Consider the following 21,427-nt stretch of genomic DNA (forward strand, 5'->3'; position numbering starts at 1 on the left):
GCGCATCATGCTCCGGCCGTCAGGAAATCTCCCGCCGGAACGGCGGCAGGGCGTTGAGGATAGCCTTGCCATAGCGCTGGGTGACCAGGCGCCGATCCAGCAAGGTGATGACGCCACGGTCCTGCTCGGTACGCAGCAGGCGACCGCAAGCCTGGATCAGGCGCAGCGAGGCATCGGGCACGGCGATCTCCATGAATGGATTGCCGCCGCGGGCCTCGATCCATTCGGCCAGCGCCGCCTCGACCGGGTCGTCCGGTACGGCGAAGGGAATCTTGGCGATCACCACGTGCTCGCAGTAGGCGCCGGGCAGGTCGACCCCCTCGGCGAAGCTGGCCAGGCCGAACAGCACGCTGTGCTGGCCATCGTCGACCCGCGCCTTGTGCTTGTTGAGGGTTTCCTGCTTGGACAGGTTGCCCTGGATCAGCACCAACTTGCGCCAGTCGCGGTCCAGGCCGTCGAACACATCCTGCATCTGCTTGCGCGAGGAGAACAGCACCAGCGCGCCACGGGCGTCCTCGAGCATGTCGGGCAACGCGCGGATGATCGCCGCGGTGTGCCCGGGTACATCGCGCGGATCGGCGCCCAGGTCCGGAACCCGCAGCAGGCCGGCATCGCCATGGTGGAACGGGCTGGGCACCACGCAGGTGACCGCGTCGCGGGGCAGGCCCGAACGCATGCGGAAGCGGTCGAACTTGCCCAGGGCGGTCAGGGTGGCCGAGGTCACCAAGGCGCCATGGGCGACGTTCCACAGGCTGCGGCGCAGCATCTCGGCAGCGAGGATGGGGCTTGCGTTGACCTCGATGTCGAACAGCGCGCCGCTCTCGGCCAGGGTCAGCCAACGCGCCATCGGCGGGCTGTCCTGCGGGTCTTCGGCGGTGAAGGCGGTCCACAGTTCCCAGTTGCCCTGGGCGCGGGTCACCAGGCTGCCGAACAGGGGGTACCACTCCTCGGCCTGGTGGCTGGCGATACCGATGTTGGTCTCGCCGTCCATGCCTTCCTTGAGCAAGTCGGCCAGGCGGGTGAACAGGTCGTTGAGGCGGGCGAAGCCTTTCTTCAGCTCGATGCCCACCTCGCGGATCTGCTCCGGCACCACGCCGCCCTCGAAGCGGTAGCGTGGCCGCTCGCGGCCTTCCATGTCCTCGCCGGGGCGGAAGTCGGCCACCTGCTCGCACAGCGTGAACATGAACTGCTGCTGGGTACGGATCTCCCGCGCCAGCTCCGGCACCTGCTCGATCAACTTGCCCAGGTCGCCTGGCAAGGGGTGCTGGGCCAGCAGCTTGGTGAGGTTCTTGGCGGTCTGCTCCAGCCAGTCGGCGGTGGAGCGCAGGCGCGAATAGTGGGCGAAATGGCCGATGGCCTTGTCCGGCAGGTGATGGCCTTCGTCGAACACATAGATGGTGTCGCGCGGGTCGGGCAGCACGGCGCCGCCGCCCAGGGCCAGGTCGGCCAGGACCATGTCGTGGTTGGTGACGATCACGTCGACCTTGCCCATGCCCTCGCGGGCCTTGTAGAACACGCACTGCTGGAAGTTCGGGCAGTGGCGGCCGGTGCACTGGCTGTGGTCGGTGGTCAGCCGCGCCCAGTCCTGGTCCTCCAGGGCCTCGGGCCAACTGTCGCGGTCACCGTCCCAGCGGTTGCCGGCGAGCTTCTCGATCATGCTGTTGAACAGCTTCTGGCTCTTCTCGTCGACCTCGATGCGAAAGCCCTCCTCCTCGAACAGCTGGGCGGTGGCCGACTGGGCATGGCCCTCCTGCAGCAGCACGTCGAGCTTGGACAGGCACAGGTAGCGGCCGCGCCCCTTGGCCAGGGCGAAGCTGAAGTTCAGGCCGCTGCTGCGCATCAGGTCGGGCAGGTCCTTGAAGACGATCTGCTCCTGCAGGGCGACGGTCGCGGTGGCGATCACCAGGCGCTTGCCGGCGGCCTTGGCGGCGGGGATCGCGGCCAGGCTGTAGGCGACCGTCTTGCCGGTACCGGTACCGGCCTCCACCGCCACCACGGCGGGCTCGCCGGCGCGGCGGCCTTCGTCGTCGCAGGCGATGTCGCCGAGGACCTTGGCCACTTCGGCGATCATCAGGCGCTGGCCGTAGCGTGGGCGCAGGCTCTTGGCTTCGAGAAAACGCGTGTAGGCGCCCTGGATGGTGGCTTTGAGTTCGTTGCTGATCATGATCTGGGGGCGCCCGCAGGGCTGGATATATTTTCAGTGTTTCGCATGGGCCGGCTATCATACCCCGCTATTGCCCTTTATGCCGCATGGAGATCCGGATGCTCGCCTTTGCCCTGCCCTACACCCTGCATGTCCTGGCCGCCCTGGTTTGGGTCGGCGGCATGTTCTTCGCCTGGCTGGTGCTGCGCCCGGCAACGGTCGCGGCCCTGGAGGGGCCGGCACGGTTGCGGCTGTGGGTGGAAGTTTTCCGACGGTTCTTCAGATGGGTCTGGCTGGCGGTAGCGATCCTGGCGATCAGCGGCATCGGCATGTTGCAGATGCGCTTCGCCGGCTTCGAGACGGCACCGCGCTACATCCAGGTGATGATCGGCGGGGGGATCGCCATGTTCGCGCTGTTCCTGCGGATCCAGGCGCTGCTGCTGCCGGAGCTGCGCGCGGCGGTGCAGGCCGAGGATTGGGCGGCAGGTGCCGGGGTGCTGGGGCGGATACGACGGATGGTGGGGATCAACCTGCTGCTGGGGCTGCTGGTGGTGGCGGTGGCCAGTTCGCGGCTGCTGGTTTGAGCCACCTCGGCAGCCTCGATCTACGCCTTGCGCGGCACCTCCAGCGGCTTGGGAATGGACATGACGTGAAAGATGCCGGTCAGCAGGATCTGCAGGCGGTCGAACCAGCGATGGCTGCGCCCGCGCAGGCTGCCATTGAAGAACAGCACCTCCAGGAAATGCAGCCCCAGCAGGGCGATGCCCGCGGCATTGATCAACAGGTTGAATGGCAGCGGCTGGGGTATGAACAGGTTCACCAGCACCACCCACCAGAACACCACCGTCAAGGCCTTGCCCAGACCCAGGATGAATTTCATGTTCCCTCCCTGCTAGTCAGTCGAGGTGCAGTTCCACCCGGCGGTTGTGCGCGCGGCCTTCGTCGGTGCCGTTTTCGGCCACCGGTTCGCTTTCGCCACGCCCTTGGCTGGTCACCTTGTTCGGCGCCCCCCCCTGGCTGATGAGAAATTCAGCGACGCTGCTGGCGCGACGCTCGGACAGCCCCTGGTTGTAGCCATCGGTGCCGACACTGTCGGTGTGGCCGATGACCCTGATGCTGGCCACACGGGGGTCATTGAGCGAGGGTAGCAAGGCCAGCAGGCGTTCCCTGGCACCCGCCGTCAACTCGGCCGAGTCGAAGGCGAACAACACCTGCCCCTGGTCGTCGAGGGTGATCACCTCGGGGACTGGCGCCTCGGCCTTGGGCGTGGAGGGTGGGTATTGCGGCAATGGGCAGCCCATGTGGTCGACCGCGGTACCGGCCGGGGTATCGGGGCAACGGTCACGACGGTCGAAGACGCCATCGCCATCTTCGTCGCCATCCTGGGCGTAGCAGATCAAGCCACCGGCGATGGCGCCAGCGACGCCGGCACCGGCGGCCCAACTGGAACTCTCGATGGCGCCCAGGCCACCGCCGACCAACCCGCCGAGCAGGCTGCACAGGGGCCAGTTCCGTTGATTGAGGGGCGCACTACCATCGCTGTGGGTGGCACAACCGGTAAGCAGGCTGGAGGCCACCAGCAGTGGCAGTGCCGCCTTCGACAAAACACTCATGATGAATGCTCCTGTGTCACCGGCCCGAACCGGTCATTCAGGAGTAAAGACGCGCCCGCGCCACTTCTCAAGGCGCGGGCGCCTGCCGTCAACGCTCGATCTTGATCTCGGTGCGACGGTTCATGGCACGGCCATCGGCGGTGGCGTTGTCCGCGACCGGCTGGGTTTCGCCTGCGCCCACCACCGAGACGAAGCTGCTGCGTGGCACGCCGCTGTCGACCAGGTAGTCGGTGACCGAGTGGGCACGGCGCTCGGACAGTTTCTGGTTGTAGCTGTCGGAGCCGACGCTGTCGGTATGCCCGGTGACGCTCAGGCGGGCGCTCGGCGCTTCCTGCTTCAGGCGAGTGGCGATGGTGTCTAGCCGGGTCTTGTCGGCGGCGGTCAGGCGCGCGGAGTCGAATTCGAAGTGCACGTCACGGATGACGATGACTTCCTCTTTCTCCACCACCACCTCTTCCACCACGGCGACCGGCTCCGGCGGGCAGCCATTGGCATCGACCTGCACGCCACGCGGCGTGCCAGGGCACTTATCGCGGCTGTCCGGCACGCCATCGCCATCTTCGTCGCCATCGCCATGGGCCCAGCAGTAGCCCGCCGCCAGGCCACCGCCGAGCAGCGCGCCCCATCCGGCCCAGCTGGAGCTCTCGATGGCGCCGAGGGCCGCGCCGCTCACACCCCCGACGGCAGCACACTTCGGCCAGTCGGTTTTTTGCAAACCTGCACAACCAGTTAACACACTGGTGAGCAGAACCAGGGGTATCGCTGTGCGTACTATGCTCATTTCGTTGCTTCTCCTAGGGGGAATCGGCATAAGACCGATCCTTGGGAGTAAAGACCGCGCATTACCTCTCTGCCAGCAATAAGCCACGACGCGGCCGCTCGCCCCTTTGCCCGCGCGCGCCGGCCCGTTAGTCTTGAGCGACCTGAACGAGGATTGGCAATGACCGACGGTTTTTCCCAACGCACGCCGCAGCAGGCGCTGGCCGCCCTGCTCGAGCGCTTCACGCCCCAGCGCCTGCTGCTGGTCGGCAGCCGTTTTCCGGCCCTGGACGCCTTCGCCGAGGCCCACCCCGGCACTTGCATCGAGGTCGCCGCGCCAGGCCCGCTGCCGGCCCCGCTGGCTGCCCAGCGCTTCGACCTGGCGGTGCTGGTCGACTGCCTCGAACACCTGCCCCGGCGCGCCGGCCTGGAACTGCTGGGTGGCATCCGCAATCTCAATGCCAGCAGGGTCGCGGTGCTGGCAGACCTGGCCGCCTGTGGCTGGCAGGACACCGACTTCTTCGCCCTGGCCCTGTCGGCCAGCGAGAAGTTTCGCCGCGACGAGCAGGTGCTGAGCCTGTTCACCTATGATCTACATGACTACAAGCAGGTCCCCGACTGGCTCAACGCCAAGTTCTGGGCCAACCCTGAAAACTTCGGCAAGTACTGGTGGTGACCCGATGAGTGTCTCGGTCTGCCCGTGTGGCAGTGGCAACCTGCTCGACGCCTGCTGCGGGCATTACCATGCCGGCACCCCGGCCCCGGATGCCCAGGCGCTGATGCGCTCGCGCTACAGCGCCTATGTGCTGGGCCTGGTCGACTACCTGGTGGCCACCACCCTGCCGGCCCAGCAGGCCGGCCTGGACTGCGCCGCCATGGCCGCCTGGAGTGCCAGCAGCACCTGGCTGGGCCTGGAGGTGGAGAGCGCCGAGGTGCTCGGTGGTCAGCCTGAACATGCCTTCGTCACCTTCACCGCGCGCTGGCACGACCAGGAAGGCGACCACCAGCACCGCGAGCGGTCGGCCTTCGTCCAGCACGACGGGCGCTGGTACTTCATCGACCCGACCGTGGGGCTGAAGGCCGGACGCAACGACCCCTGCCCCTGCGCCAGCGGGCAGAAGTTCAAGAAGTGCTGCGCCAGTTACATCGGTAGCTGAGCATGATCGCCCTGGCCCGCCTGCTCGTCTTCAGCTTCGTGCTGACGCTGCTGGCAGGTTGCGCCGGCTGGGGCGGCAGCGACTGGCGCCAGCCCGAGGTGCACCTGGTCAAGGTCGAGACGGTCAAGGCCCGGCTGCACCAGCAGGAATTCGTCCTGCACCTGCGCGTCGACAACCCCAACGACAGCCGCCTGTTCATCCGCAACCTGGCCTACTCGGTGCGGCTCAACGACCTGCTGCTGGTCGAGGACCAGACCAGCCTCTGGCGCAGCGTCGGCGGCCATGCCCGGCGGACCTTCAAGATCACCGCACGGACCAACCTGTGGCGGCAGCTCAAGCCCCTGGCCAAGCTGCTGCGCAGCGAGCAGCCATTGCACTACCGGCTGCAGGGCGAACTGAATACCGGCTTGCTCATTCGCCGGGACCTGCACTTGTCGCGCAGTGGTGAGATAATCCCCGGCGATCTTCAACCGGAGTAACCCTGCAATGACCCAGCAACCCCATGTCCATGGCCCCGACTGCAACCACGGTCACGACCACCACCACGATCATGGCCATGTGCACGGCCCGCACTGCAACCACGGCCACCAGGAGCCGGTCCGCAATGCCCTGAAGGATGTCGGGCGCAACGATCCTTGCCCGTGTGGCAGCCAGAAGAAATTCAAGAAGTGCCACGGGGCTTGAGGCTCTCTTGAGCGGCGAGCTGCAAGTTGCAAGCGACAAGAAAGCGTGGGCCGTGCACTCTGCTGCTTTTTCTTCCAGCTTGTAGCTTGCAGCTTGCCGCTTTCCCCGGCAATTTAGCGCCTTTCGAACCCCCGCCACGCCCCGCAGGAGCCTTGTCATGGCCGCCCCCGTTCTTCCGCCCTTCCGTCCCCACTTCGGCGGCACCGCCGTGCTGCTTGGCCTGCTCGGCCTTGGTGGCTGTCAGTTGGGTGGCTACCAGGACAGCGTGCCGCCGAGCAGTGGCGTACAACCGCTCAAGGGCCTGGCGCAGAACGTCTCGGTGCGGCGCAACGCCATGGGCGCGCCGCTGATCGAAAGCAGCAACTTCCACGACGCGCTGTTCAGCCTCGGCTATGTGCATGCCGGCGACCGCATCGGCCAGATGCTCGCCATGCGCCTGCTGGCCCAGGGCCGCCTGGCCGAGCTGGCGGGGCCAGAGGCACTGGACATCGACCGGCTGATGCGCGCCGCCAATCTCAAGCAGGGCGCCGGCCAGCTGTATGCCGACGCCTCGCCGCGCCTGCAACGCTTCTTCGAGGTCTATGCCCGCGGCGTCAATGCCTACCTGTTCCGCTACCGCGACAAGCTGCCGGCCGACATCGCCCGCAGCGGCTACCGCCCGGAATACTGGAAACCCGAAGACTCGGCGCTGATCTTCAGCCTCTATGCCTTCAGCCAGTCGGTGAACCTGCAGGAAGAACTGGCCGCCCTGACCCTGGCCCAGCAGGCCGGCAGCGACAAGCTGGCCTGGCTGCTGCCCGGCGCCCCGGACGAACCGCTGGCCGAAGCCGAGATCGACAAGCTCAAGGGCCTGGACCTCACCCGCCAACTGCCGGGCCTGGCATCGTTGGCGGCGGCCGGGCAGACGCTCGCCGACCTCGGCCTGCTTGGCAGCCCCGGATCGGCCAACCTGGCCCTGGGGCCTCAGCGCAGCCGCAGCGGCAAGAGCCTGCTGGCCAGCGACAGCCAGGCCACCTGGGCCCTGAGCCCAGTGCAGATCCACACCACCAAGTACCAGGTCGCCGGCCTGTCGCTGCCTGGCCTGCCCATCGTACTGACCGGTTACAACGGCAAGCTGGCCTGGAGCGGTAGCGCGGTGATGGCCGACAACCAGGACCTGTACCTGGAGCAACTGCGCCGCCAGGGCAGCCAGTTGAACTACCTGGCCGACGGCAAGTGGCTACCCGCCCGGGCGCGCAACGAGACCTTCTTCGTCCGCGGCCAGCGCCCCCAGCGCGAGGTGATGTACGAGACCCGCCACGGTACCCTGCTCGGCCAGCCGGGCAATGCTGGCCTGGGCCTGGCGCTGCACCTGCCCCTCGCCAAGGGCGACCGCAGCCTCGACGCGCTGTTCGACCTGACCCGTGCCCAGACGGTGGAGCGCGCCTTCGACAGCACCCGCGAAGTCGGCGCCGTGGCCCTCAACTTTGTCTTCGCCGAGCCACAACACATCGGCTGGCAGGTCAGCGGCCGCTATCCCAACCGTCGCGAAGGCCAAGGCCTGCTGCCCTCCCCAGGCTGGGACGGGCGCTACGACTGGGACGGTTTTGCCGACCCGATGCTCCACCCCTACGACCAGGACCCGCCCGCAGGCTGGATCGGCCATGCCAATCAGCGCAGCCTGCCACGCGGCTACGGCATGCAGTTGTCCAACACCTGGTACTACCCCGAGCGCGCCGAGCGCCTGGCCCAGCTGGCCGAGAACGGCCGCCACGACAGCCGCAGCCTGGCGGCGCTGCAGAACGACCAGGTCAGCCTGCTGGCCGACAAGCTCAAGCAGATGTTCGAGGCCCCCGGCATGGCCCAGCCGCTCGAACAGGCCATCGCTGCCCTGCCCGCCGACCAGCGCGAAAAGGCCCGCGATACCCTGGCCCGGCTCAAGGCGTTCGACGGCCGCCTGAGCCCGGTGTCGGCAGATGCCGCGCTGTACGAGCTGTTCCTCCAAGAAGTGGCCCGGCAGACCTTCCTCGACGATCTCGGCCCGGAGTCCAGCCCGGCGTGGCAGGCTTTCGTCAGCAACGCCCGGCTTTCCTACTCGGCCCAGGCCGATCACTTGCTGGGCCGCGAGGACAGCCCGTTCTGGGACGATCGCGCCACCCCACAGAAGGAAGACAAGCCCGGCATACTCGCGCGCAGCCTGGCGGCGGCGGTGGATGCCGGCATCGCCCAATTGGGGGCCGATCGCCGTACCTGGCAATGGGGCAAGCTGCATCAGTACCGCTGGCCGGCGCCGGCCTACCATGGCCTGGGCGATGCCATCCGTCGCTCGCCACAGGCCGCCGGTGGCGACTTCAGCACCCTGGCGCTCACCCCTTATGCCTGGGGCAGCAGCTTCGACACCCAACTGCCGGCCTCGGCACGCATGATCGTCGACTTCGGCCAGGCTGAACCGCTGCAGGTGCTGACCAGCAGCGGCCAGTCCGGCAACCCGGCCAGCCGGCACCACACCGACGGGCTGGATGCCTGGTTCCAGGGGCGTTTCATGAGCCTGCCGCTGCAGCCACAGCACTTCGCCCGCGCCTATGGCACCCAGCGCCTGACCCTGGTGCCCGGCCGTTGACCGGGGCCGCTTCGCCCCCCATCGCCGGCAAGCCCCACTGGATCCGAGTCGACCATACATGATGCGGTTTGCCGGCGAATGGGCCGGATGAACCGGCAACGCCAGTCCCAGCACCACGCCCGCGAGGAGTAGGCGCAAGGCCCGAAGTTATGCTTCTATCCTTCTAGCCAAGCCCATGCCGCAGACCATTGTCGTCACCAGTCAGGACCACCATGCACCATTCGACCCACGACCTGCTGTCTCCCGTCCCGGGTATCGCCCGCCAGCTCCACAGCTTCCACTTCGGCCCGCGCGGTGGCGGCAAGGTATACATCCAGGCCTCGCTACACGCCGATGAACTGCCCGGCATGCTGGTGGCCTGGCACCTGAAGCGGCGCCTGGCCGAACTGGAACAGCAAGGGCGCCTGCAGCAGGAAATCATCCTGGTGCCGGTGGCCAATCCGGTGGGCCTGGAGCAGGTGTTGCTGGACGCCCCCCTGGGACGCTTCGAACTGCAGAGCGGCGAGAACTTCAACCGCAACTTCGTCGACCTTTCGGACAGCATCGGCGACCAGATCGAAGGCCACCTGACCCAGGACCCGGCGCACAACCTGGCGCTGATCCGCGAGTACCTGCGCCGTGGCCTGGATGCCCACCCGGCACGCACGCCGCTGCAATCCCAGCGCCTGACCCTGCAACGCCTGGCCTGCGACGCCGACATGGTGCTGGACCTGCACTGCGACTTCGAAGCGGTCGAACACCTGTACACCACGCCAGAGGCCTGGCCACAGGTCGAGCCCCTGGCGCGCTACCTCGGCGCCCAGGCCAGCCTGCTGGCCACCGACTCCGGCGGCCAGTCGTTCGACGAATGCTTCAGCCTGGTCTGGTGGCAGCTGCAACAGCGCTTTGGCAAACGCTTCCCGATCCCTTTGGGCAGCTTCTCGGTGACCATCGAATTGCGCGGCCAGGCGGATGTGAACCACACGCTGGCGAGCCAGGACTGCCAGGCGATACTGGATTTCCTGACCCATGCCGGGGTGATCGAAGGGCAGGCGGCACCGCTACCGCCCCTGGCTCACCCGGCCACGCCGTTGGCGGCCGTGGAGCCGGTCACGGCGCCACTGGGCGGGCTGCTGGTGTTCCATGCCAGCCCAGGCCAGTACCTGCAGGCCGGGCAACTGGTCGCCGAGGTCATCGACCCGCTCAGCGACCGGGTGACGGCCGTGCACAATACCCAGCCCGGCCTGCTCTATGCCCGTAGCGTACGGCGCATGGCCACGGCGGGGATGGTCATCGCCCACGTCGCGGGGCAACAGCTCTGCCGCAGCGGCTACCTGCTGGCCAACTGAGCCTCGCCCAGGCAGCCGTGGCCGTCAGGCCACGGGGGACGGTGGCGGCTCGTCGGGCAGGGTCGGTTCACCCGGCTCCATGGGTGGGGCTTCGCCGGGTTCCGGCGGTTGCGGTGTATCGGGATCGGGCTGGTGGGGTACGCCACCGGCCTGTACCGGCGTAGGGGGATGCGCAAGCAGCGACCATGCCAGCAACCCGATCTGGTTGGGCTGGAGGACGGCCAGCTTCGCGCTGATGGCGGGATGGAGTTTCATCGGCAGCTCCTGGCGAGAGCCGGCGCACGTCATGCGCGCCGGGGGCGGTTCTACCATTGGAGTGCCGGGCGCGCGCGGAATTCCACGCGCTCGTCGGCTCAGGTGCGCGGCAGGGTGACGCCGCGTTGGCCCTGGTACTTGCCGCCACGGTCCTTGTAGGACACTTCGCACTCTTCATCGGACTCGAGGAAGAGCATCTGCGCCACGCCCTCGTTGGCATAGATCTTCGCCGGCAGGGTCGTGGTGTTGGAGAACTCCAGGGTCACATGGCCCTCCCACTCCGGCTCCAGCGGGGTGACGTTGACGATGATGCCGCAGCGCGCATAGGTGCTCTTGCCCAGGCAGATGGTCAGCACGTTGCGCGGGATGCGGAAGTACTCGACGGTACGGGCCAGGGCGAAGGAGTTCGGCGGGATGATGCAGACGTCGCTCTTGACGTCGACGAAGCTGCCGGCATCGAAGTTCTTCGGGTCGACGGTGGCCGAGTTGATGTTGGTGAATACCTTGAATTCGTCGGCGCAACGTACATCGTAGCCGTAGCTGGAGACGCCGAAGGAGATCACCCGGCTGTCCTCGCCGCCGCGCACCTGGCGCTCGACGAACGGCTCGATCATGCCGTGTTCCTGCGCCATGCGGCGAATCCACTTGTCCGATTTGATGCTCATGGCGGGGGTGTCCTGAGAGTGCAAGGTGAAAAACGAGACGCGCATCTTACCGGTCCCGGCGCCTGGGTTAAAGTTCCACGCCCTATCCCGCGTCGGACGGGGCTTGTACAGGCCACTGATCCGAATTTCACCAAAGCGCTTCTTGGCCATTGGCAGGTCGCGGAAAGTGGGTTAAGGTGACGCCACTGTGCTGCACGTGACACCGAGAATCTCTGTTTGATGCACGATTCCCATCGGCCCATCGCTGAATTTTCCGCTCTCTTTGCACTCAGTCCCGGCCAGGGCGTTTCCTGTGCCGCAACCAACTTTGTCCAAGGAGACAGACCATGTCCAACCGCCAATCCGGTACCGTCAAGTGGTTCAACGATGAGAAGGGCTACGGCTTCATCACCCCTCAGTCGGGTGACGACCTGTTCGTACACTTCAAGGCCATCCAGGCTGACGGCTTCAAAACCCTGAAAGAAGGCCAAGCTGTTACTTTCGTCGCTACCCGCGGCCAGAAAGGCATGCAGGCTGAAGAAGTTCGCATCGAAGGCTAATCCTTCTTTACGCGCTTCAAAAAAACCCGCCAATTGGCGGGTTTTTTTGTGCCTGCAATCTGTAGCGATGGGCCGCAAAGCGGCCCCAATGGCAGCAGAACCGGCACCGGGGCGCTCCCACGAAGGCGTCAATCCTCGCTGATGGTGATGCTCGGCATCGCCGGCGCCGCCGCTTCCTGCAGCACGATCCGCGCTCCCACCTGGCGGGCGAGCTCCTGGTAGACCATGGCGATCTGGCTCTGCGGCTCGGCGATGGCGGTAGGCTTGCCGCTGTCGGCCTGCTCGCGGATCAGCATCGACAACGGCAGCGAGGCCAGCAGGTCGACGCCGTACTGCGCCGCCAGCTTCTCGCCGCCCCCTTCGCCGAACAGGTGCTCGGCATGGCCGCAATTGGAGCAGATGTGCACGGCCATGTTCTCCACCACGCCCAGCACCGGGATGTTGACCTTGCGGAACATCTCCACGCCCTTCTTGGCATCCAGCAAAGCCAGGTCCTGCGGCGTGGTGACGATCACCGAGCCGGCCACCGGCACCTTCTGCGCCAGGGTCAGCTGGATATCGCCGGTGCCCGGCGGCATGTCGATGACCAAGTAGTCCAGGTCATCCCAGGCGGTCTGGGTCACCAGTTGCAGCAGGGCGCCGGACACCATCGGGCCACGCCAGACCATCGGTGTGTTGTCGTCGGTGAGGAAGGCCATGGACATGACTTCCACCCCATGGGCCTGGATCGGCACGAACCACTTCTGCTCGCGCACCTGCGGGCGCGTACCTTCGGGGATGCCGAACATCACCCCCTGGCTCGGGCCATAGATGTCGGCATCGAGAATACCCACCCGGGCACCTTCGCGGGCCAGGGCCAGGGCCAGGTTGGCGGCGGTGGTCGACTTGCCCACCCCACCCTTGCCCGAGGCCACGGCGATGATGTTCTTCACGTTGGCCATCGCCGGTACCTGGGCCTGGGCCTTGTGCGCGGCGATCACGCAGTCGATCGACACCTGCGCGGCACTGACCCCCTCGAGGTTCTCGATGGCCGTGCCCAGCACCTGCGCCCAACCGTTCTTGAACAACCCGGCGGCATAGCCCAACTGCAGTTGCACCTTGACCTGCCCGCCCTGGATATCGATGGTGCGCACGCAGCCGGCGCTGACCGGATCCTGGTTCAGGTAGGGGTCGGTGTACTGGCGAAGCACGCCTTCGACGGCGGCACGTGTGACGGCACTCATGGAGACTCCCATTGGCAATTCGAATGTGGAACAGGCACCTATGCTAACCCGTCAGTCGTCAACAGATGCGTCCTTGGGGTGAAATATATTCGTCGGCGCTTTATAGTGGCCGATCATCCTTGTTCTTCACCCGTAGCCGATTAAGTAGCCGAGCCACCATGTCCGAGCCACGTCAGATTCTCGTCACCAGCGCCCTGCCCTATGCCAATGGTTCCATCCACCTTGGCCATATGCTCGAGTACATCCAGACGGACATGTGGGTTCGCTTCCAGAAGCTGCGTGGCAACCAGTGCATCTATGTCTGCGCCGACGACGCCCACGGCTCGGCCATCATGCTGCGCGCCGAGAAGGAAGGCATCACCCCTGAACAGCTGATCGCCAATGTCCAGGCCGAGCACAGCGGCGACTTCGCCGACTTCCTGGTCGACTTCGACAATTTCCATTCGACCCACTCCGAGGAAAACCGCGAGCTGTCGAGCCTGATCTATACCCGCCTGCGCGATGCCGGGCACATCGCCACCCGCTCGGTGACCCAGTATTTCGACCCCGAGAAAGGCATGTTCCTGGCCGACCGCTTCATCAAGGGCACCTGCCCCAAGTGCGCGGCCGAGGACCAGTACGGCGACAACTGCGAGAAATGCGGCGCCACCTACGCGCCCACCGAGCTGAAGAACCCCAAGTCGGCGATCTCCGGCGCCACCCCGGAGCTGCGTGACTCCCAGCACTTCTTCTTCAAGCTGCCGGACTTCCAGGCCATGCTGCAGCAGTGGACCCGCAGCGGCACCCTGCAGGAAGCAGTATCGAACAAGCTCGCCGAGTGGCTGGACTCCGGGCTGCAGGAATGGGACATCTCCCGCGATGCGCCGTACTTCGGCTTCGAGATCCCCGATGAGCCGGGCAAGTACTTCTACGTCTGGCTGGATGCGCCGATCGGCTACATGGCCAGCTTCAAGAACCTCTGCGCGCGCCGCCCGGAGCTGGACTTCGATGCGTTCTGGAAAGAAGACTCCACGGCCGAGCTGTACCACTTCATCGGCAAGGACATCGTCAACTTCCATGCCCTGTTCTGGCCGGCCATGCTCGAAGGCTCGGGCTTGCGCAAGCCGACCGGCATCAACGTGCACGGCTATCTGACCGTCAACGGCGCCAAGATGTCCAAGTCGCGCGGCACCTTCATCAAGGCGCGCACCTACCTGGACCACCTGGCCCCGGAATACCTGCGCTACTACTATGCCTCCAAGCTGGGCCGCGGCGTCGACGACCTCGACCTGAACCTGGACGACTTCGTGCAGAAGGTCAATTCCGACCTGGTCGGCAAGGTGGTCAACATCGCCAGCCGCTGCGCAGGCTTCATCCACAAGGGCAACGACGGCGTACTGGTTGCCGGTGACGCCGCGCCCGAGTTGAGCGAGGCGTTCCTCAATGCCGCCCCCTCGATCGCCGAGGCCTACGAAGGCCGTGACTTCGCCCGCGCCATGCGCGAGATCATGGCCCTGGCCGACCGCGCCAACGCCTGGATCGCCGACAAGGCGCCCTGGGCCCTGGCCAAGCAGGAAGGCAAGCAGGACGAGGTCCAGGCCATCTGTGCCCAGGGCATCAACCTGTTCCGCCACCTGGTGATCTTCCTCAAGCCGGTGCTGCCGGTGCTGGCTGCCGATGCCGAAGCCTTCCTCAACGTCGCCCCGCTGACCTGGAACGATCACCTGTCGCGCCTGGAAAACCACAAGCTCAACCCGTTCAAGGCGCTGATGAGCCGCATCGAGCCAGCCAAGGTCGAAGCCATGGTCGCCGCCAGCAAGGAAGACCTGGCCGCCACCCAACCGGCAGCTCCGGCCGGCAATGGCGAACTGGCCAAGGATCCGCTGTCGGCCGAGATCGAGTTCGACACCTTCGCCGCGGTCGACCTGCGCGTGGCACTGATCGTCAAGGCCGAGGCCGTGGAAGGTGCCGACAAGCTGCTGCGCCTGACCCTGGACATCGGTGACGAGCGCCGCAACGTGTTCTCCGGCATCAAGTCGGCCTACCCCGACCCTGCCAAGCTGGAGGGTCGCCTGACCATGATGGTGGCCAACCTCAAGCCACGGAAGATGCGTTTCGGCGTCTCCGAAGGCATGGTCATGGCGGCCGGCCCTGGCGGCGAGGAAATCTACCTGCTCAGCCCCGACAGCGGCGCCAAGCCGGGCCAGCGCATCAAGTAGGCAGCACGGCCCCGGTGGGGCCTGGCTTGCCGGCTCCCACAAGAAAAGCGCCGCCCCCGGGGCTTGTGCAATACCTGGGAGCCGGCTTGCCGGCGATGGGGCGCGAAGCGGCCCCAGGACTGCAAGGCACCGCTTGACCAGCACAGGGCCCCGCCCCACAGGCCCTCTGCTACCTCAATAAGCTATGTTTAATGACGGCAGCTCCCAGCCATCGGCATCCCCATGAGCGACTACATCCTGGTCCTGGTCAGCGCTGCGCTGGTCACTCACCTGATCCTGCACAGGGAGCCCGTCTCTCGCCTGCGGATCCATGCGCTCGGCCTGTCCGGCGCACTGGTGATCGCCTTGGGGCTGACTTGCGGGCAGCTGCTGCAGGCCCTGGTGCTGGTGCCGCTGGGCTTGCAGGCGTTGCAGTTGTTCCTGTTCCTGCCCCTGCTCGCCCTACTGGCCTGGGGTGTGCCACGCCTGCTGGCACGCCTGCGGCCTGATTGGCCGCTGGAGCACATGCCCACCCAGTTGGCGGCCACTGTCGTGCTGCTAGGCTTGCTGTTGCAGGCCTCCCACGACCCGCAACGATGGCTGGCGACCCTGGCCTGGGGCCTGGCCGGCGGGCTGGGCTTCTGGCTCGCCCTGGCGCTGTTCGACGACCTGCGCCAGCGCAGCGATCATATCGACATGCCCGTCGCCCTGCGCGGGTTGCCCATCGAGTTGCTCGGCGCCGGGGTGATGGCCATGGCCTTCTCCGGTTTCAACGGATTATTCACACAATGAGCCTGATTCAACGCATCGACGCCCTGCTCCCGCAAACCCAGTGCGGCAAGTGCGGCCATGCCGGTTGCCGCCCCTACGCCGAGGGGCTGGCCGCTGGCGAGGCGATCAACAAATGCCCGCCGGGCGGCGACGAAACCATCGCCGCACTGGCACGACTGCTGGATGTACCGGTGATCGCGCTCGACCCGACCCGTGGCAGCGCCCCATCCCAGGTGGCCTATATCCGCGAAGCCGAATGCATCGGCTGCACCAAGTGCATCCAGGCCTGCCCAGTGGATGCCATCGTCGGCGCCGCCAAACTGATGCACACGGTGATCGCCAGCGAGTGCACCGGCTGCGACCTGTGCCTGGCCCCCTGCCCGGTCGACTGCATCGACCTGGTCGCCGTACCGGACAATGTGGTGCCCATCGTCAGTGGCCTGGCACGTACCGCCGAGCAATTGAGCGCACGCACCCAGCGACGCGACCATGCCCGTCATCGCCATGAACAACGCAATGCCAGGTTGCGACGCGAAGAAGCACGCCGGCAGGCGCAGCAGCTGGCGCGCCAGCGAGGCGCGGCCGTCTCGACGCCCGACAGCGCCGCCCCCCAAGACCCGATCAAGGCGGCCATCGAGCGGGTCAAGGCGCAGAAGGCCGCCAATGCCGATGCCACGCTGAAGCAGGCGAAGATCGCCGCGGCCATGAGCCGCGCGCAGTTGAGCAAAGCCCGCAGCGCCTTCGGCGCTACCCCCAACGACGCACAACGCGCCCAACTGCACGCCTTGGAAGCGGCCGCCGAACAGGCCCAGCAACGCCTCGATGCTCTGCTGGCCGGGCCAGGCCATGTCAGCGCCTGACCCACGCCTGCGCTCGGCCATGGGCCTGGTGCTGCTGGCCTGCGTGCCGGGCCTGCTGAGCCTGTTCTGGCTCCAGGGCTGGGGGGTGTTGTTCAACCTGTTGCTGTGTGCCGGCACCGCCCTGGCTTGTGAAGCCCTGCTGCTGGCCATGCGCGGCCAGCCCCCGGCACCGGCACTGGCCGATGGCAGTGCCCTGGTCAGCGCCGTGCTGCTGGCCGTCGCCCTTCCCCCCCATGCGCCCTGGTGGTTGCCGGTCATCGCCGCGACCGTGGCCATCGGCATCGGCAAGCAGGCCTTTGGTGGCGTCGGCCGCAACCTGTTCAATCCGGCGATGGTCGGCTATGCCTTCGTTCTCCTGAGCTTTCCCTTGCAGATGACCCAGTGGCCGGGCCAGGCGAGCGGGTTCCTGGACAGCCTGCAACTGGCCTTCACCGGCCACGGGCAGATCGATGCCTGGGCCCAGCCCACGGTGCTCGACGGCCTGCGCCATAATCGCAGCCTGACCGTCGAGGAACTGTTCGCCCAGCATCCGGGATTCGGCAGCATCGGTGGGCGCGACAGCGAGTGGGTCAACCTGGCGTTCCTGCTTGGCGGGCTGTTCCTGCTGCAGCGCAAGGTCATCAGTTGGCATGCGCCAGCCGGGTTGCTGGCGGGCCTGTTCCTGTTCAGCCTGCTGTGCTGGAACGGTTCGGGCTCCGACTCCAACGGCTCGCCGCTGCTGCACCTGTTCTCCGGTTCGACCATGCTGGCCGCCTTCTTCATCGCCACCGAACCGGTGTCGGGCCCCAAGGCCCCCCTGGCTCGGCTGTTGTTCGGGCTCGGCGCCGGCGTGCTCATCTACCTGATCCGCACCTGGGGCAACTACCCCGACGGTACGGCATTCGCCATCCTCCTGATGAACCTTGCCGTGCCCGCCCTGGAGCGCCAGGCCGCACGCCGCCAGCAGGCCACCCCATGACGCCGGCGCTGCGCAATGCCGTGCTGCTGGCACTGATCGCCGGCCTGGCCGTGGCGGTGACATTGGCCTGGCGCCAGTGGACCCAGGCCCCGATCGCCGAAGCCGAACAGCAACTGCACGCCCGGCGCTGGCTGGCGGCACTTCCCCAGGACAGCTACGACAACCAGCCCCTGCAAGCGCCCCTGCCCCTGGCCGCTACGCGCCTGCCCCACAGCCAGCTGCTGGCCGGCTACCGCGCGACACGAGCCGGCAAACCCAGCGCTATCCTGCTGCGCAGCCAGACCCAGGGATATGGCGGGCCGATCCTGCTGATGATCGCCATCGATCCGGACGGGCGCCTGCTGGGGATACAGGTGCTGGAACAACAGGAGAGCCCAGGCCTGGGCGCCCGCCTGGCCGATCCCCAGGCGCATTGGCTGGAGCAGTTCTCGGGCCGTACGCGCGCAGGCAGCTGGGCACTGAAACGCGACCCGGGCGAGTTCGACCAGTTGGCAGGCGCCACCGTCACCTCGCGCGCAGTGATCGCGGCGCTGCAGGATGCCCTGCGCTACTTTGACGAACACCGTGCCTCCTTGCTGGGGGAAGACGCCCATGAATAGGTTCTGGTTGCCGGGCATCAGCCTCGTGCCGCTGCTCGGCGCAACTTCGACACTGGCACAAGCCATCACGATAGGCCTGAGCACCCTGGTGCTGATGGTGCTGCACCAGGGCGTGATGGCCCCGCTGCGCGCGTCACTTACCGGGGCCGCGCGCCTGCTGGCGAGCCTGCTGCTGCTGGCGGCCCTGGCGAGCTGCCTGCAACTGGGGCTGCGGGCCTGGGCCCTGCCGCTTGCCTTGACGCTCGGTCATTACCCGGCCCTGCTCAGCGTGCAGTGCCTGGCAGCGGACTGTCTGCTCCCCGACGCATCACGCTGGCGCTACCTGGCGATCCATCTCGCCGGCCTGCTGGCCCTGTACGTGCTGCTCGGCGCCTGCCGCCAATGGCTGACCCTGGGGCCGGGCCTGCACCTGGCCAGCCTGGCCCCGGGCGGGTTGATACTGCTCGGCCTACTGCTGGCCTTGTACAATCGTCTGCGTCCGGGCCCTGCCCCCTCACGCCGTCAAGGAAGCCTCTGACCCCATGAATGCCGCCAAACGCCTGGAGATCTTTCGCAGGCTGCACGAAGACAATCCCGACCCCAAGACCGAACTGGCCTATACCACCCCCTTCGAACTGCTGATCGCCGTGATCCTTTCCGCCCAGGCGACGGACGTGGGTGTCAACAAGGCCACCGCCCGCCTGTATCCGGTCGCCAATACCCCCGAGGCCATCTATGCCCTGGGGGTCGATGGCCTGAGCCAATACATCAGGACCATCGGCCTGTACAACAGCAAGGCGAAGAACATCATCGAGACCTGCCGCCTGCTCATCGAGCAGCATGGCAGTGCGGTACCCCAGACCCGCGAAGCGCTCGAAGCCTTGCCCGGGGTAGGCCGCAAGACCGCCAACGTGGTGCTCAACACTGCCTTCCGGCAACCGACCATGGCGGTCGACACCCATATCTTCCGGGTCAGCAACCGGACCGGCATCGCCCCCGGCAAGACGGTGCTGGAGGTGGAAAAGAAGCTGGTCAAGTTCGTGCCCAAGGACTACCTGCTCGACGCCCACCATTGGCTCATCCTGCATGGCCGCTATGTCTGCCAGGCCCGCAAGCCGCGTTGTGGAAGCTGCCGTATCGAGGATTTGTGCGAGTACAAGCACAAGACCTCGGACGATTGAAGCAATAGAGAAAAACGCGCGTATACGATTGAAAAAATCTTTTTTACCGGACTCGGCTTTCTCGCTATAAGGACGGCCAATGGCCCCTTGGCTTGGAGTAAATCATGAGCACCGATAAAGACGACCTGTCGATCGACGATGATCTCACCACCTTGGAAGACGACGTAGAGCCTCCGGTGGAACCCGCGAAGACCAACCTGAGCAAACGCCGCACCATCGACAACCTTCTCGAGGAGCGGCGCCTGCAGAAGCAGCTGGCCGACTACGACTACGACCTGTAGCCATCGGACACCCGAGAAAGCCTCCCTTGCGGAGGCTTTTGCGTTTCAGGTCAGGTCGTGGCGCTGGGCAAGTTCGATGAGGTCGACCAGCGACCGGGCATTGAGCTTGAGCAACAGCCGGGTCTTGTAGGTACTGACGGTCTTGTTGCTGAGGAACATGCTGTCGGCGATTTCCTTGTTGCTCCTGCCGCGCGCCAGTTGCTGCAGCACCATCATCTCCCGGCCGGAGAGACGTTCGACCATTTCCTTCTCGCTGCCGCCATTCACGCAGGTACGGCTCTTGTGCAAGGCCTGGTTGGGGAAGTAGCTGTATCCGGACAATACCGCCTTGATCGCACTGAGCAACTCGGTCAGTTCCTGTTGCTTGCATACGTAGCCAGCAGCGCCGGCCTGCATGCAACGCATCGAGAAATGCCCTGGCGCCTGGGAGGTGAGTACCAGGACCTTGCTCCCCGGACTGGCACCGGTCATGCGGGCGATGACCTCCAACCCATCGAGCCTGGGGATGCCGATATCCAGCACCACGATATCGGGCAGGCACTCCCGGGTCAGTTGCAAAGCATCCACACCATTGTCGGCTTCCGCCACCACCTCGTAACCATGCCGCTCCATCAGCATGCGTACGGCCAGGCGGATAACCGGATGATCATCCACGATAAGCACTTTATTCATGCGATATCCATTGATTCGTTATTCTAATTTGAAGCACCACAATAACTTAGCCAATCACTGAATGGTGCGGTGATTTACGGCACACGGCCAGACAAAGAAGAAGCCTACATAAGTTAGAGAAATATCCTACAGCCTTGCTTTTAGGGCAGTCCCATCGGCCGCCCGTTCAAAGATGCCCAAACGCTAGCACTGACTTCTACCCGGGCCAAGTTCGTATCGTTCTTCCTAACTGAAGGAATATTCCAGTCGTATCGGTAATTAATAACTGCAATCGGGCAGAATTAAGGAAGTATTGCTTCAGCGGGAAATAATCCATCTTTCCGTCCACAACGGGAACGGGATAGAGATAGGAAAAATCGCTAATCAGGCAAGCGCCATGCGGCATACAGAATCCATCAGTCCCCTGACGATCATCGCCATCTTCGCCGGCATCATCGAGGCGTCCGCCTTGGCATCGTTGCCGTTTCTCAGCGAAAACAGCCAGACGATCTACACCTGGTTCTTGGTCGGTTTTCCGTTTTTCCTGACGGTATTGTTTTTTCTCACCCTGAACTTCAATTATCGGTCGCTGTACCAGCCGGCACGGCCGGAACCGGCAGCCCAGGCTGACGCCTCGTCGTCGAAGGTGAGTACGGATCAGGCCGATGCACGGAAAGCCATGACCATTGCGCTATCCGGCCCCGATACGCGCAAGATGATCGAGCAGCATATCCTGCGGACCCTGACCCAGCCTCATGCGCGCGCACGCACCTGGGTGCTCCACAACCTGGATACCCGGACCTGCATTCACCTGTCGGTGAACGCCCTGGAGCATGGCGAAGAGAAGTGGACGCCCCGCTGATCCTGGGGCTTGAAAAAAACCGGCACAAGGCCGTAATGCTGTTCACTTAAGCCATTGGGGCCGCCTTGCGGCCCTTCGCGGGCAAGCCCGCTCCCACAAGTACGCTGCAAACCTCAAGGAATGCACGATCCTGTGGGAGCGGG

The 21,427-nt window shown here is 65.7% G+C and carries 24 protein-coding genes and 1 pseudogene; 17 read left to right on the plus strand and 8 right to left on the minus strand.

Annotation, left to right across the window (positions count from 1 at the left end):
- Positions 1-19: 19 nt before the first annotated feature.
- Positions 20-2,164: an ATP-dependent DNA helicase DinG gene (gene dinG, locus NJF35_RS21165; RefSeq protein ID WP_225788153.1), complete on the minus strand. Its 2,145-nt coding sequence runs from the start codon at positions 2,162-2,164 to the stop codon at positions 20-22.
- Positions 2,165-2,262: 98 nt separating this feature from the next.
- Between dinG and NJF35_RS21170 the strand changes: the two genes are divergently transcribed.
- Positions 2,263-2,727, plus strand: a complete 465-nt coding sequence (locus tag NJF35_RS21170) for a CopD family protein (protein WP_253091446.1) — start codon at positions 2,263-2,265, stop codon at positions 2,725-2,727.
- A 20-nt stretch (positions 2,728-2,747) separates the two neighbouring features.
- On the opposite strand, the gene NJF35_RS21175 is transcribed toward NJF35_RS21170, so the two are convergent.
- The 3 genes from NJF35_RS21175 to NJF35_RS21185 form a co-directional block, all read right to left on the minus strand.
- Positions 2,748-3,023 carry a DUF1145 domain-containing protein gene (locus NJF35_RS21175; RefSeq protein WP_225788151.1) on the minus strand — a complete coding sequence of 92 codons (276 nt, stop codon included), beginning with the start codon at positions 3,021-3,023 and terminating at the stop codon, positions 2,748-2,750.
- Between the two features lie 16 nt (positions 3,024-3,039).
- Entirely contained in the window at positions 3,040-3,756 is a 717-nt protein-coding gene (locus tag NJF35_RS21180; protein ID WP_253091447.1) for an OmpA family protein, read from the minus strand.
- An 88-nt stretch (positions 3,757-3,844) separates the two neighbouring features.
- Positions 3,845-4,537: an OmpA family protein gene (locus tag NJF35_RS21185; protein WP_225788149.1), complete on the minus strand. Its 693-nt coding sequence runs from the start codon at positions 4,535-4,537 to the stop codon at positions 3,845-3,847.
- A 159-nt stretch (positions 4,538-4,696) separates the two neighbouring features.
- Here NJF35_RS21185 and NJF35_RS21190 point away from each other — a divergent pair, with 159 nt between their 5' ends.
- From NJF35_RS21190 to NJF35_RS21215, 6 genes are all read left to right on the plus strand, one after another.
- Positions 4,697-5,191 carry a DUF6231 family protein gene (locus tag NJF35_RS21190; RefSeq protein ID WP_225788148.1) on the plus strand — a complete coding sequence of 165 codons (495 nt, stop codon included), beginning with the start codon at positions 4,697-4,699 and terminating at the stop codon, positions 5,189-5,191.
- 4 nt (positions 5,192-5,195) lie between these two features.
- Positions 5,196-5,672 carry a YchJ family protein gene (locus NJF35_RS21195; protein WP_225788147.1) on the plus strand — a complete coding sequence of 159 codons (477 nt, stop codon included), beginning with the start codon at positions 5,196-5,198 and terminating at the stop codon, positions 5,670-5,672.
- A 2-nt stretch (positions 5,673-5,674) separates the two neighbouring features.
- Complete coding sequence (locus NJF35_RS21200; RefSeq protein WP_253081551.1) at positions 5,675-6,151, plus strand: LEA type 2 family protein; 477 nt, start codon at positions 5,675-5,677, stop codon at positions 6,149-6,151.
- A gap of 7 nt (positions 6,152-6,158) precedes the next feature.
- A complete protein-coding gene (locus NJF35_RS21205) occupies positions 6,159-6,356 on the plus strand; it encodes an SEC-C metal-binding domain-containing protein (protein ID WP_225788145.1) in 198 nt (65 codons plus the stop codon).
- 157 nt (positions 6,357-6,513) lie between these two features.
- Entirely contained in the window at positions 6,514-8,955 is a 2,442-nt protein-coding gene (locus NJF35_RS21210) for a penicillin acylase family protein (protein WP_253081550.1), read from the plus strand.
- A gap of 212 nt (positions 8,956-9,167) precedes the next feature.
- The gene (locus NJF35_RS21215) at positions 9,168-10,283 is read left to right on the plus strand and encodes a succinylglutamate desuccinylase/aspartoacylase family protein (RefSeq protein WP_225788143.1); all 1,116 of its coding nucleotides are present in this window, start codon (positions 9,168-9,170) and stop codon (positions 10,281-10,283) included.
- A 24-nt stretch (positions 10,284-10,307) separates the two neighbouring features.
- On the opposite strand, the gene NJF35_RS21220 is transcribed toward NJF35_RS21215, so the two are convergent.
- On the minus strand, positions 10,308-10,538 hold the full coding sequence (locus NJF35_RS21220) for a hypothetical protein (RefSeq protein WP_225788142.1): 231 nt from the start codon (positions 10,536-10,538) through the stop codon (positions 10,308-10,310).
- A gap of 98 nt (positions 10,539-10,636) precedes the next feature.
- Positions 10,637-11,203 (minus strand): dCTP deaminase, encoded by a 567-nt coding sequence (gene dcd / locus NJF35_RS21225; RefSeq protein ID WP_043213075.1) that lies wholly within the window; start codon positions 11,201-11,203, stop codon positions 10,637-10,639.
- A gap of 326 nt (positions 11,204-11,529) precedes the next feature.
- Here dcd and NJF35_RS21230 point away from each other — a divergent pair, with 326 nt between their 5' ends.
- Positions 11,530-11,742 carry a cold-shock protein gene (locus tag NJF35_RS21230; RefSeq protein WP_043213073.1) on the plus strand — a complete coding sequence of 71 codons (213 nt, stop codon included), beginning with the start codon at positions 11,530-11,532 and terminating at the stop codon, positions 11,740-11,742.
- Between the two features lie 128 nt (positions 11,743-11,870).
- On the opposite strand, the gene apbC is transcribed toward NJF35_RS21230, so the two are convergent.
- Positions 11,871-12,965 carry an iron-sulfur cluster carrier protein ApbC gene (apbC, locus tag NJF35_RS21235; RefSeq protein WP_253081548.1) on the minus strand — a complete coding sequence of 365 codons (1,095 nt, stop codon included), beginning with the start codon at positions 12,963-12,965 and terminating at the stop codon, positions 11,871-11,873.
- 158 nt (positions 12,966-13,123) lie between these two features.
- Here apbC and metG point away from each other — a divergent pair, with 158 nt between their 5' ends.
- The 8 genes and pseudogenes from metG (at position 13,124) to NJF35_RS21275 (ending at position 19,771) form a co-directional block, all read left to right on the plus strand.
- Positions 13,124-15,163 carry a methionine--tRNA ligase gene (gene metG / locus NJF35_RS21240; RefSeq protein WP_225788140.1) on the plus strand — a complete coding sequence of 680 codons (2,040 nt, stop codon included), beginning with the start codon at positions 13,124-13,126 and terminating at the stop codon, positions 15,161-15,163.
- Positions 15,164-15,385: 222 nt separating this feature from the next.
- A complete protein-coding gene (locus NJF35_RS21245; protein ID WP_225788139.1) occupies positions 15,386-15,934 on the plus strand; it encodes an Rnf-Nqr domain containing protein in 549 nt (182 codons plus the stop codon).
- Positions 15,931-16,743: pseudogene (locus tag NJF35_RS21250) on the plus strand (RnfABCDGE type electron transport complex subunit B); the annotation flags it as partial. The gene NJF35_RS21245 and the pseudogene NJF35_RS21250, both read left to right, overlap by 4 nt.
- Positions 16,744-16,759: 16 nt before the next feature.
- A complete protein-coding gene (locus tag NJF35_RS21255) occupies positions 16,760-17,731 on the plus strand; it encodes an RnfABCDGE type electron transport complex subunit D (protein WP_225788138.1) in 972 nt (323 codons plus the stop codon).
- Positions 17,728-18,330, plus strand: coding sequence for an RnfABCDGE type electron transport complex subunit G (locus NJF35_RS21260; protein ID WP_253091448.1), 603 nt, complete (start codon positions 17,728-17,730; stop codon positions 18,328-18,330). The genes NJF35_RS21255 and NJF35_RS21260 overlap by 4 nt, the downstream gene beginning before the upstream one ends.
- Positions 18,323-18,847, plus strand: a complete 525-nt coding sequence (locus tag NJF35_RS21265) for an Rnf-Nqr domain containing protein (RefSeq protein WP_253091449.1) — start codon at positions 18,323-18,325, stop codon at positions 18,845-18,847. The genes NJF35_RS21260 and NJF35_RS21265 overlap by 8 nt, the downstream gene beginning before the upstream one ends.
- Positions 18,848-18,851: 4 nt before the next feature.
- A complete protein-coding gene (gene nth, locus NJF35_RS21270) occupies positions 18,852-19,490 on the plus strand; it encodes an endonuclease III (protein WP_225788135.1) in 639 nt (212 codons plus the stop codon).
- 104 nt (positions 19,491-19,594) lie between these two features.
- Positions 19,595-19,771 carry a PA3496 family putative envelope integrity protein gene (locus tag NJF35_RS21275; protein ID WP_225788134.1) on the plus strand — a complete coding sequence of 59 codons (177 nt, stop codon included), beginning with the start codon at positions 19,595-19,597 and terminating at the stop codon, positions 19,769-19,771.
- Positions 19,772-19,816: 45 nt separating this feature from the next.
- On the opposite strand, the gene NJF35_RS21280 is transcribed toward NJF35_RS21275, so the two are convergent.
- Positions 19,817-20,443 (minus strand): response regulator transcription factor, encoded by a 627-nt coding sequence (locus NJF35_RS21280; RefSeq protein WP_225788133.1) that lies wholly within the window; start codon positions 20,441-20,443, stop codon positions 19,817-19,819.
- A 376-nt stretch (positions 20,444-20,819) separates the two neighbouring features.
- Here NJF35_RS21280 and NJF35_RS21285 point away from each other — a divergent pair, with 376 nt between their 5' ends.
- Positions 20,820-21,284 (plus strand): hypothetical protein, encoded by a 465-nt coding sequence (locus NJF35_RS21285; RefSeq protein ID WP_225788132.1) that lies wholly within the window; start codon positions 20,820-20,822, stop codon positions 21,282-21,284.
- Positions 21,285-21,427 lie beyond the last annotated feature (143 nt).

Origin of the sequence: Pseudomonas guariconensis (assembly GCF_024127895.1) — a bacterium.
Classification (GTDB): Bacteria; Pseudomonadota; Gammaproteobacteria; order Pseudomonadales; family Pseudomonadaceae; genus Aquipseudomonas; species Aquipseudomonas guariconensis_B.

Bases quoted from the DNA above. Each gene is read 5' to 3' on its own strand.
- dinG (WP_225788153.1), bottom strand. From the start codon at position 2,164: ATGATCAGCAACGAACTCAAAGCCACCATCCAGGGCGCCTACACGCGT.
- NJF35_RS21170 (WP_253091446.1), top strand. From the start codon at position 2,263: ATGCTCGCCTTTGCCCTGCCCTACACCCTGCATGTCCTGGCCGCCCTG.
- NJF35_RS21175 (WP_225788151.1), bottom strand. From the start codon at position 3,023: ATGAAATTCATCCTGGGTCTGGGCAAGGCCTTGACGGTGGTGTTCTGG.
- NJF35_RS21180 (WP_253091447.1), bottom strand. From the start codon at position 3,756: ATGAGTGTTTTGTCGAAGGCGGCACTGCCACTGCTGGTGGCCTCCAGC.
- NJF35_RS21185 (WP_225788149.1), bottom strand. From the start codon at position 4,537: ATGAGCATAGTACGCACAGCGATACCCCTGGTTCTGCTCACCAGTGTG.
- NJF35_RS21190 (WP_225788148.1), top strand. From the start codon at position 4,697: ATGACCGACGGTTTTTCCCAACGCACGCCGCAGCAGGCGCTGGCCGCC.
- NJF35_RS21195 (WP_225788147.1), top strand. From the start codon at position 5,196: ATGAGTGTCTCGGTCTGCCCGTGTGGCAGTGGCAACCTGCTCGACGCC.
- NJF35_RS21200 (WP_253081551.1), top strand. From the start codon at position 5,675: ATGATCGCCCTGGCCCGCCTGCTCGTCTTCAGCTTCGTGCTGACGCTG.
- NJF35_RS21205 (WP_225788145.1), top strand. From the start codon at position 6,159: ATGACCCAGCAACCCCATGTCCATGGCCCCGACTGCAACCACGGTCAC.
- NJF35_RS21210 (WP_253081550.1), top strand. From the start codon at position 6,514: ATGGCCGCCCCCGTTCTTCCGCCCTTCCGTCCCCACTTCGGCGGCACC.
- NJF35_RS21215 (WP_225788143.1), top strand. From the start codon at position 9,168: ATGCACCATTCGACCCACGACCTGCTGTCTCCCGTCCCGGGTATCGCC.
- NJF35_RS21220 (WP_225788142.1), bottom strand. From the start codon at position 10,538: ATGAAACTCCATCCCGCCATCAGCGCGAAGCTGGCCGTCCTCCAGCCC.
- dcd (WP_043213075.1), bottom strand. From the start codon at position 11,203: ATGAGCATCAAATCGGACAAGTGGATTCGCCGCATGGCGCAGGAACAC.
- NJF35_RS21230 (WP_043213073.1), top strand. From the start codon at position 11,530: ATGTCCAACCGCCAATCCGGTACCGTCAAGTGGTTCAACGATGAGAAG.
- apbC (WP_253081548.1), bottom strand. From the start codon at position 12,965: ATGAGTGCCGTCACACGTGCCGCCGTCGAAGGCGTGCTTCGCCAGTAC.
- metG (WP_225788140.1), top strand. From the start codon at position 13,124: ATGTCCGAGCCACGTCAGATTCTCGTCACCAGCGCCCTGCCCTATGCC.
- NJF35_RS21245 (WP_225788139.1), top strand. From the start codon at position 15,386: ATGAGCGACTACATCCTGGTCCTGGTCAGCGCTGCGCTGGTCACTCAC.
- NJF35_RS21255 (WP_225788138.1), top strand. From the start codon at position 16,760: ATGTCAGCGCCTGACCCACGCCTGCGCTCGGCCATGGGCCTGGTGCTG.
- NJF35_RS21260 (WP_253091448.1), top strand. From the start codon at position 17,728: ATGACGCCGGCGCTGCGCAATGCCGTGCTGCTGGCACTGATCGCCGGC.
- NJF35_RS21265 (WP_253091449.1), top strand. From the start codon at position 18,323: ATGAATAGGTTCTGGTTGCCGGGCATCAGCCTCGTGCCGCTGCTCGGC.
- nth (WP_225788135.1), top strand. From the start codon at position 18,852: ATGAATGCCGCCAAACGCCTGGAGATCTTTCGCAGGCTGCACGAAGAC.
- NJF35_RS21275 (WP_225788134.1), top strand. From the start codon at position 19,595: ATGAGCACCGATAAAGACGACCTGTCGATCGACGATGATCTCACCACC.
- NJF35_RS21280 (WP_225788133.1), bottom strand. From the start codon at position 20,443: ATGAATAAAGTGCTTATCGTGGATGATCATCCGGTTATCCGCCTGGCC.
- NJF35_RS21285 (WP_225788132.1), top strand. From the start codon at position 20,820: ATGCGGCATACAGAATCCATCAGTCCCCTGACGATCATCGCCATCTTC.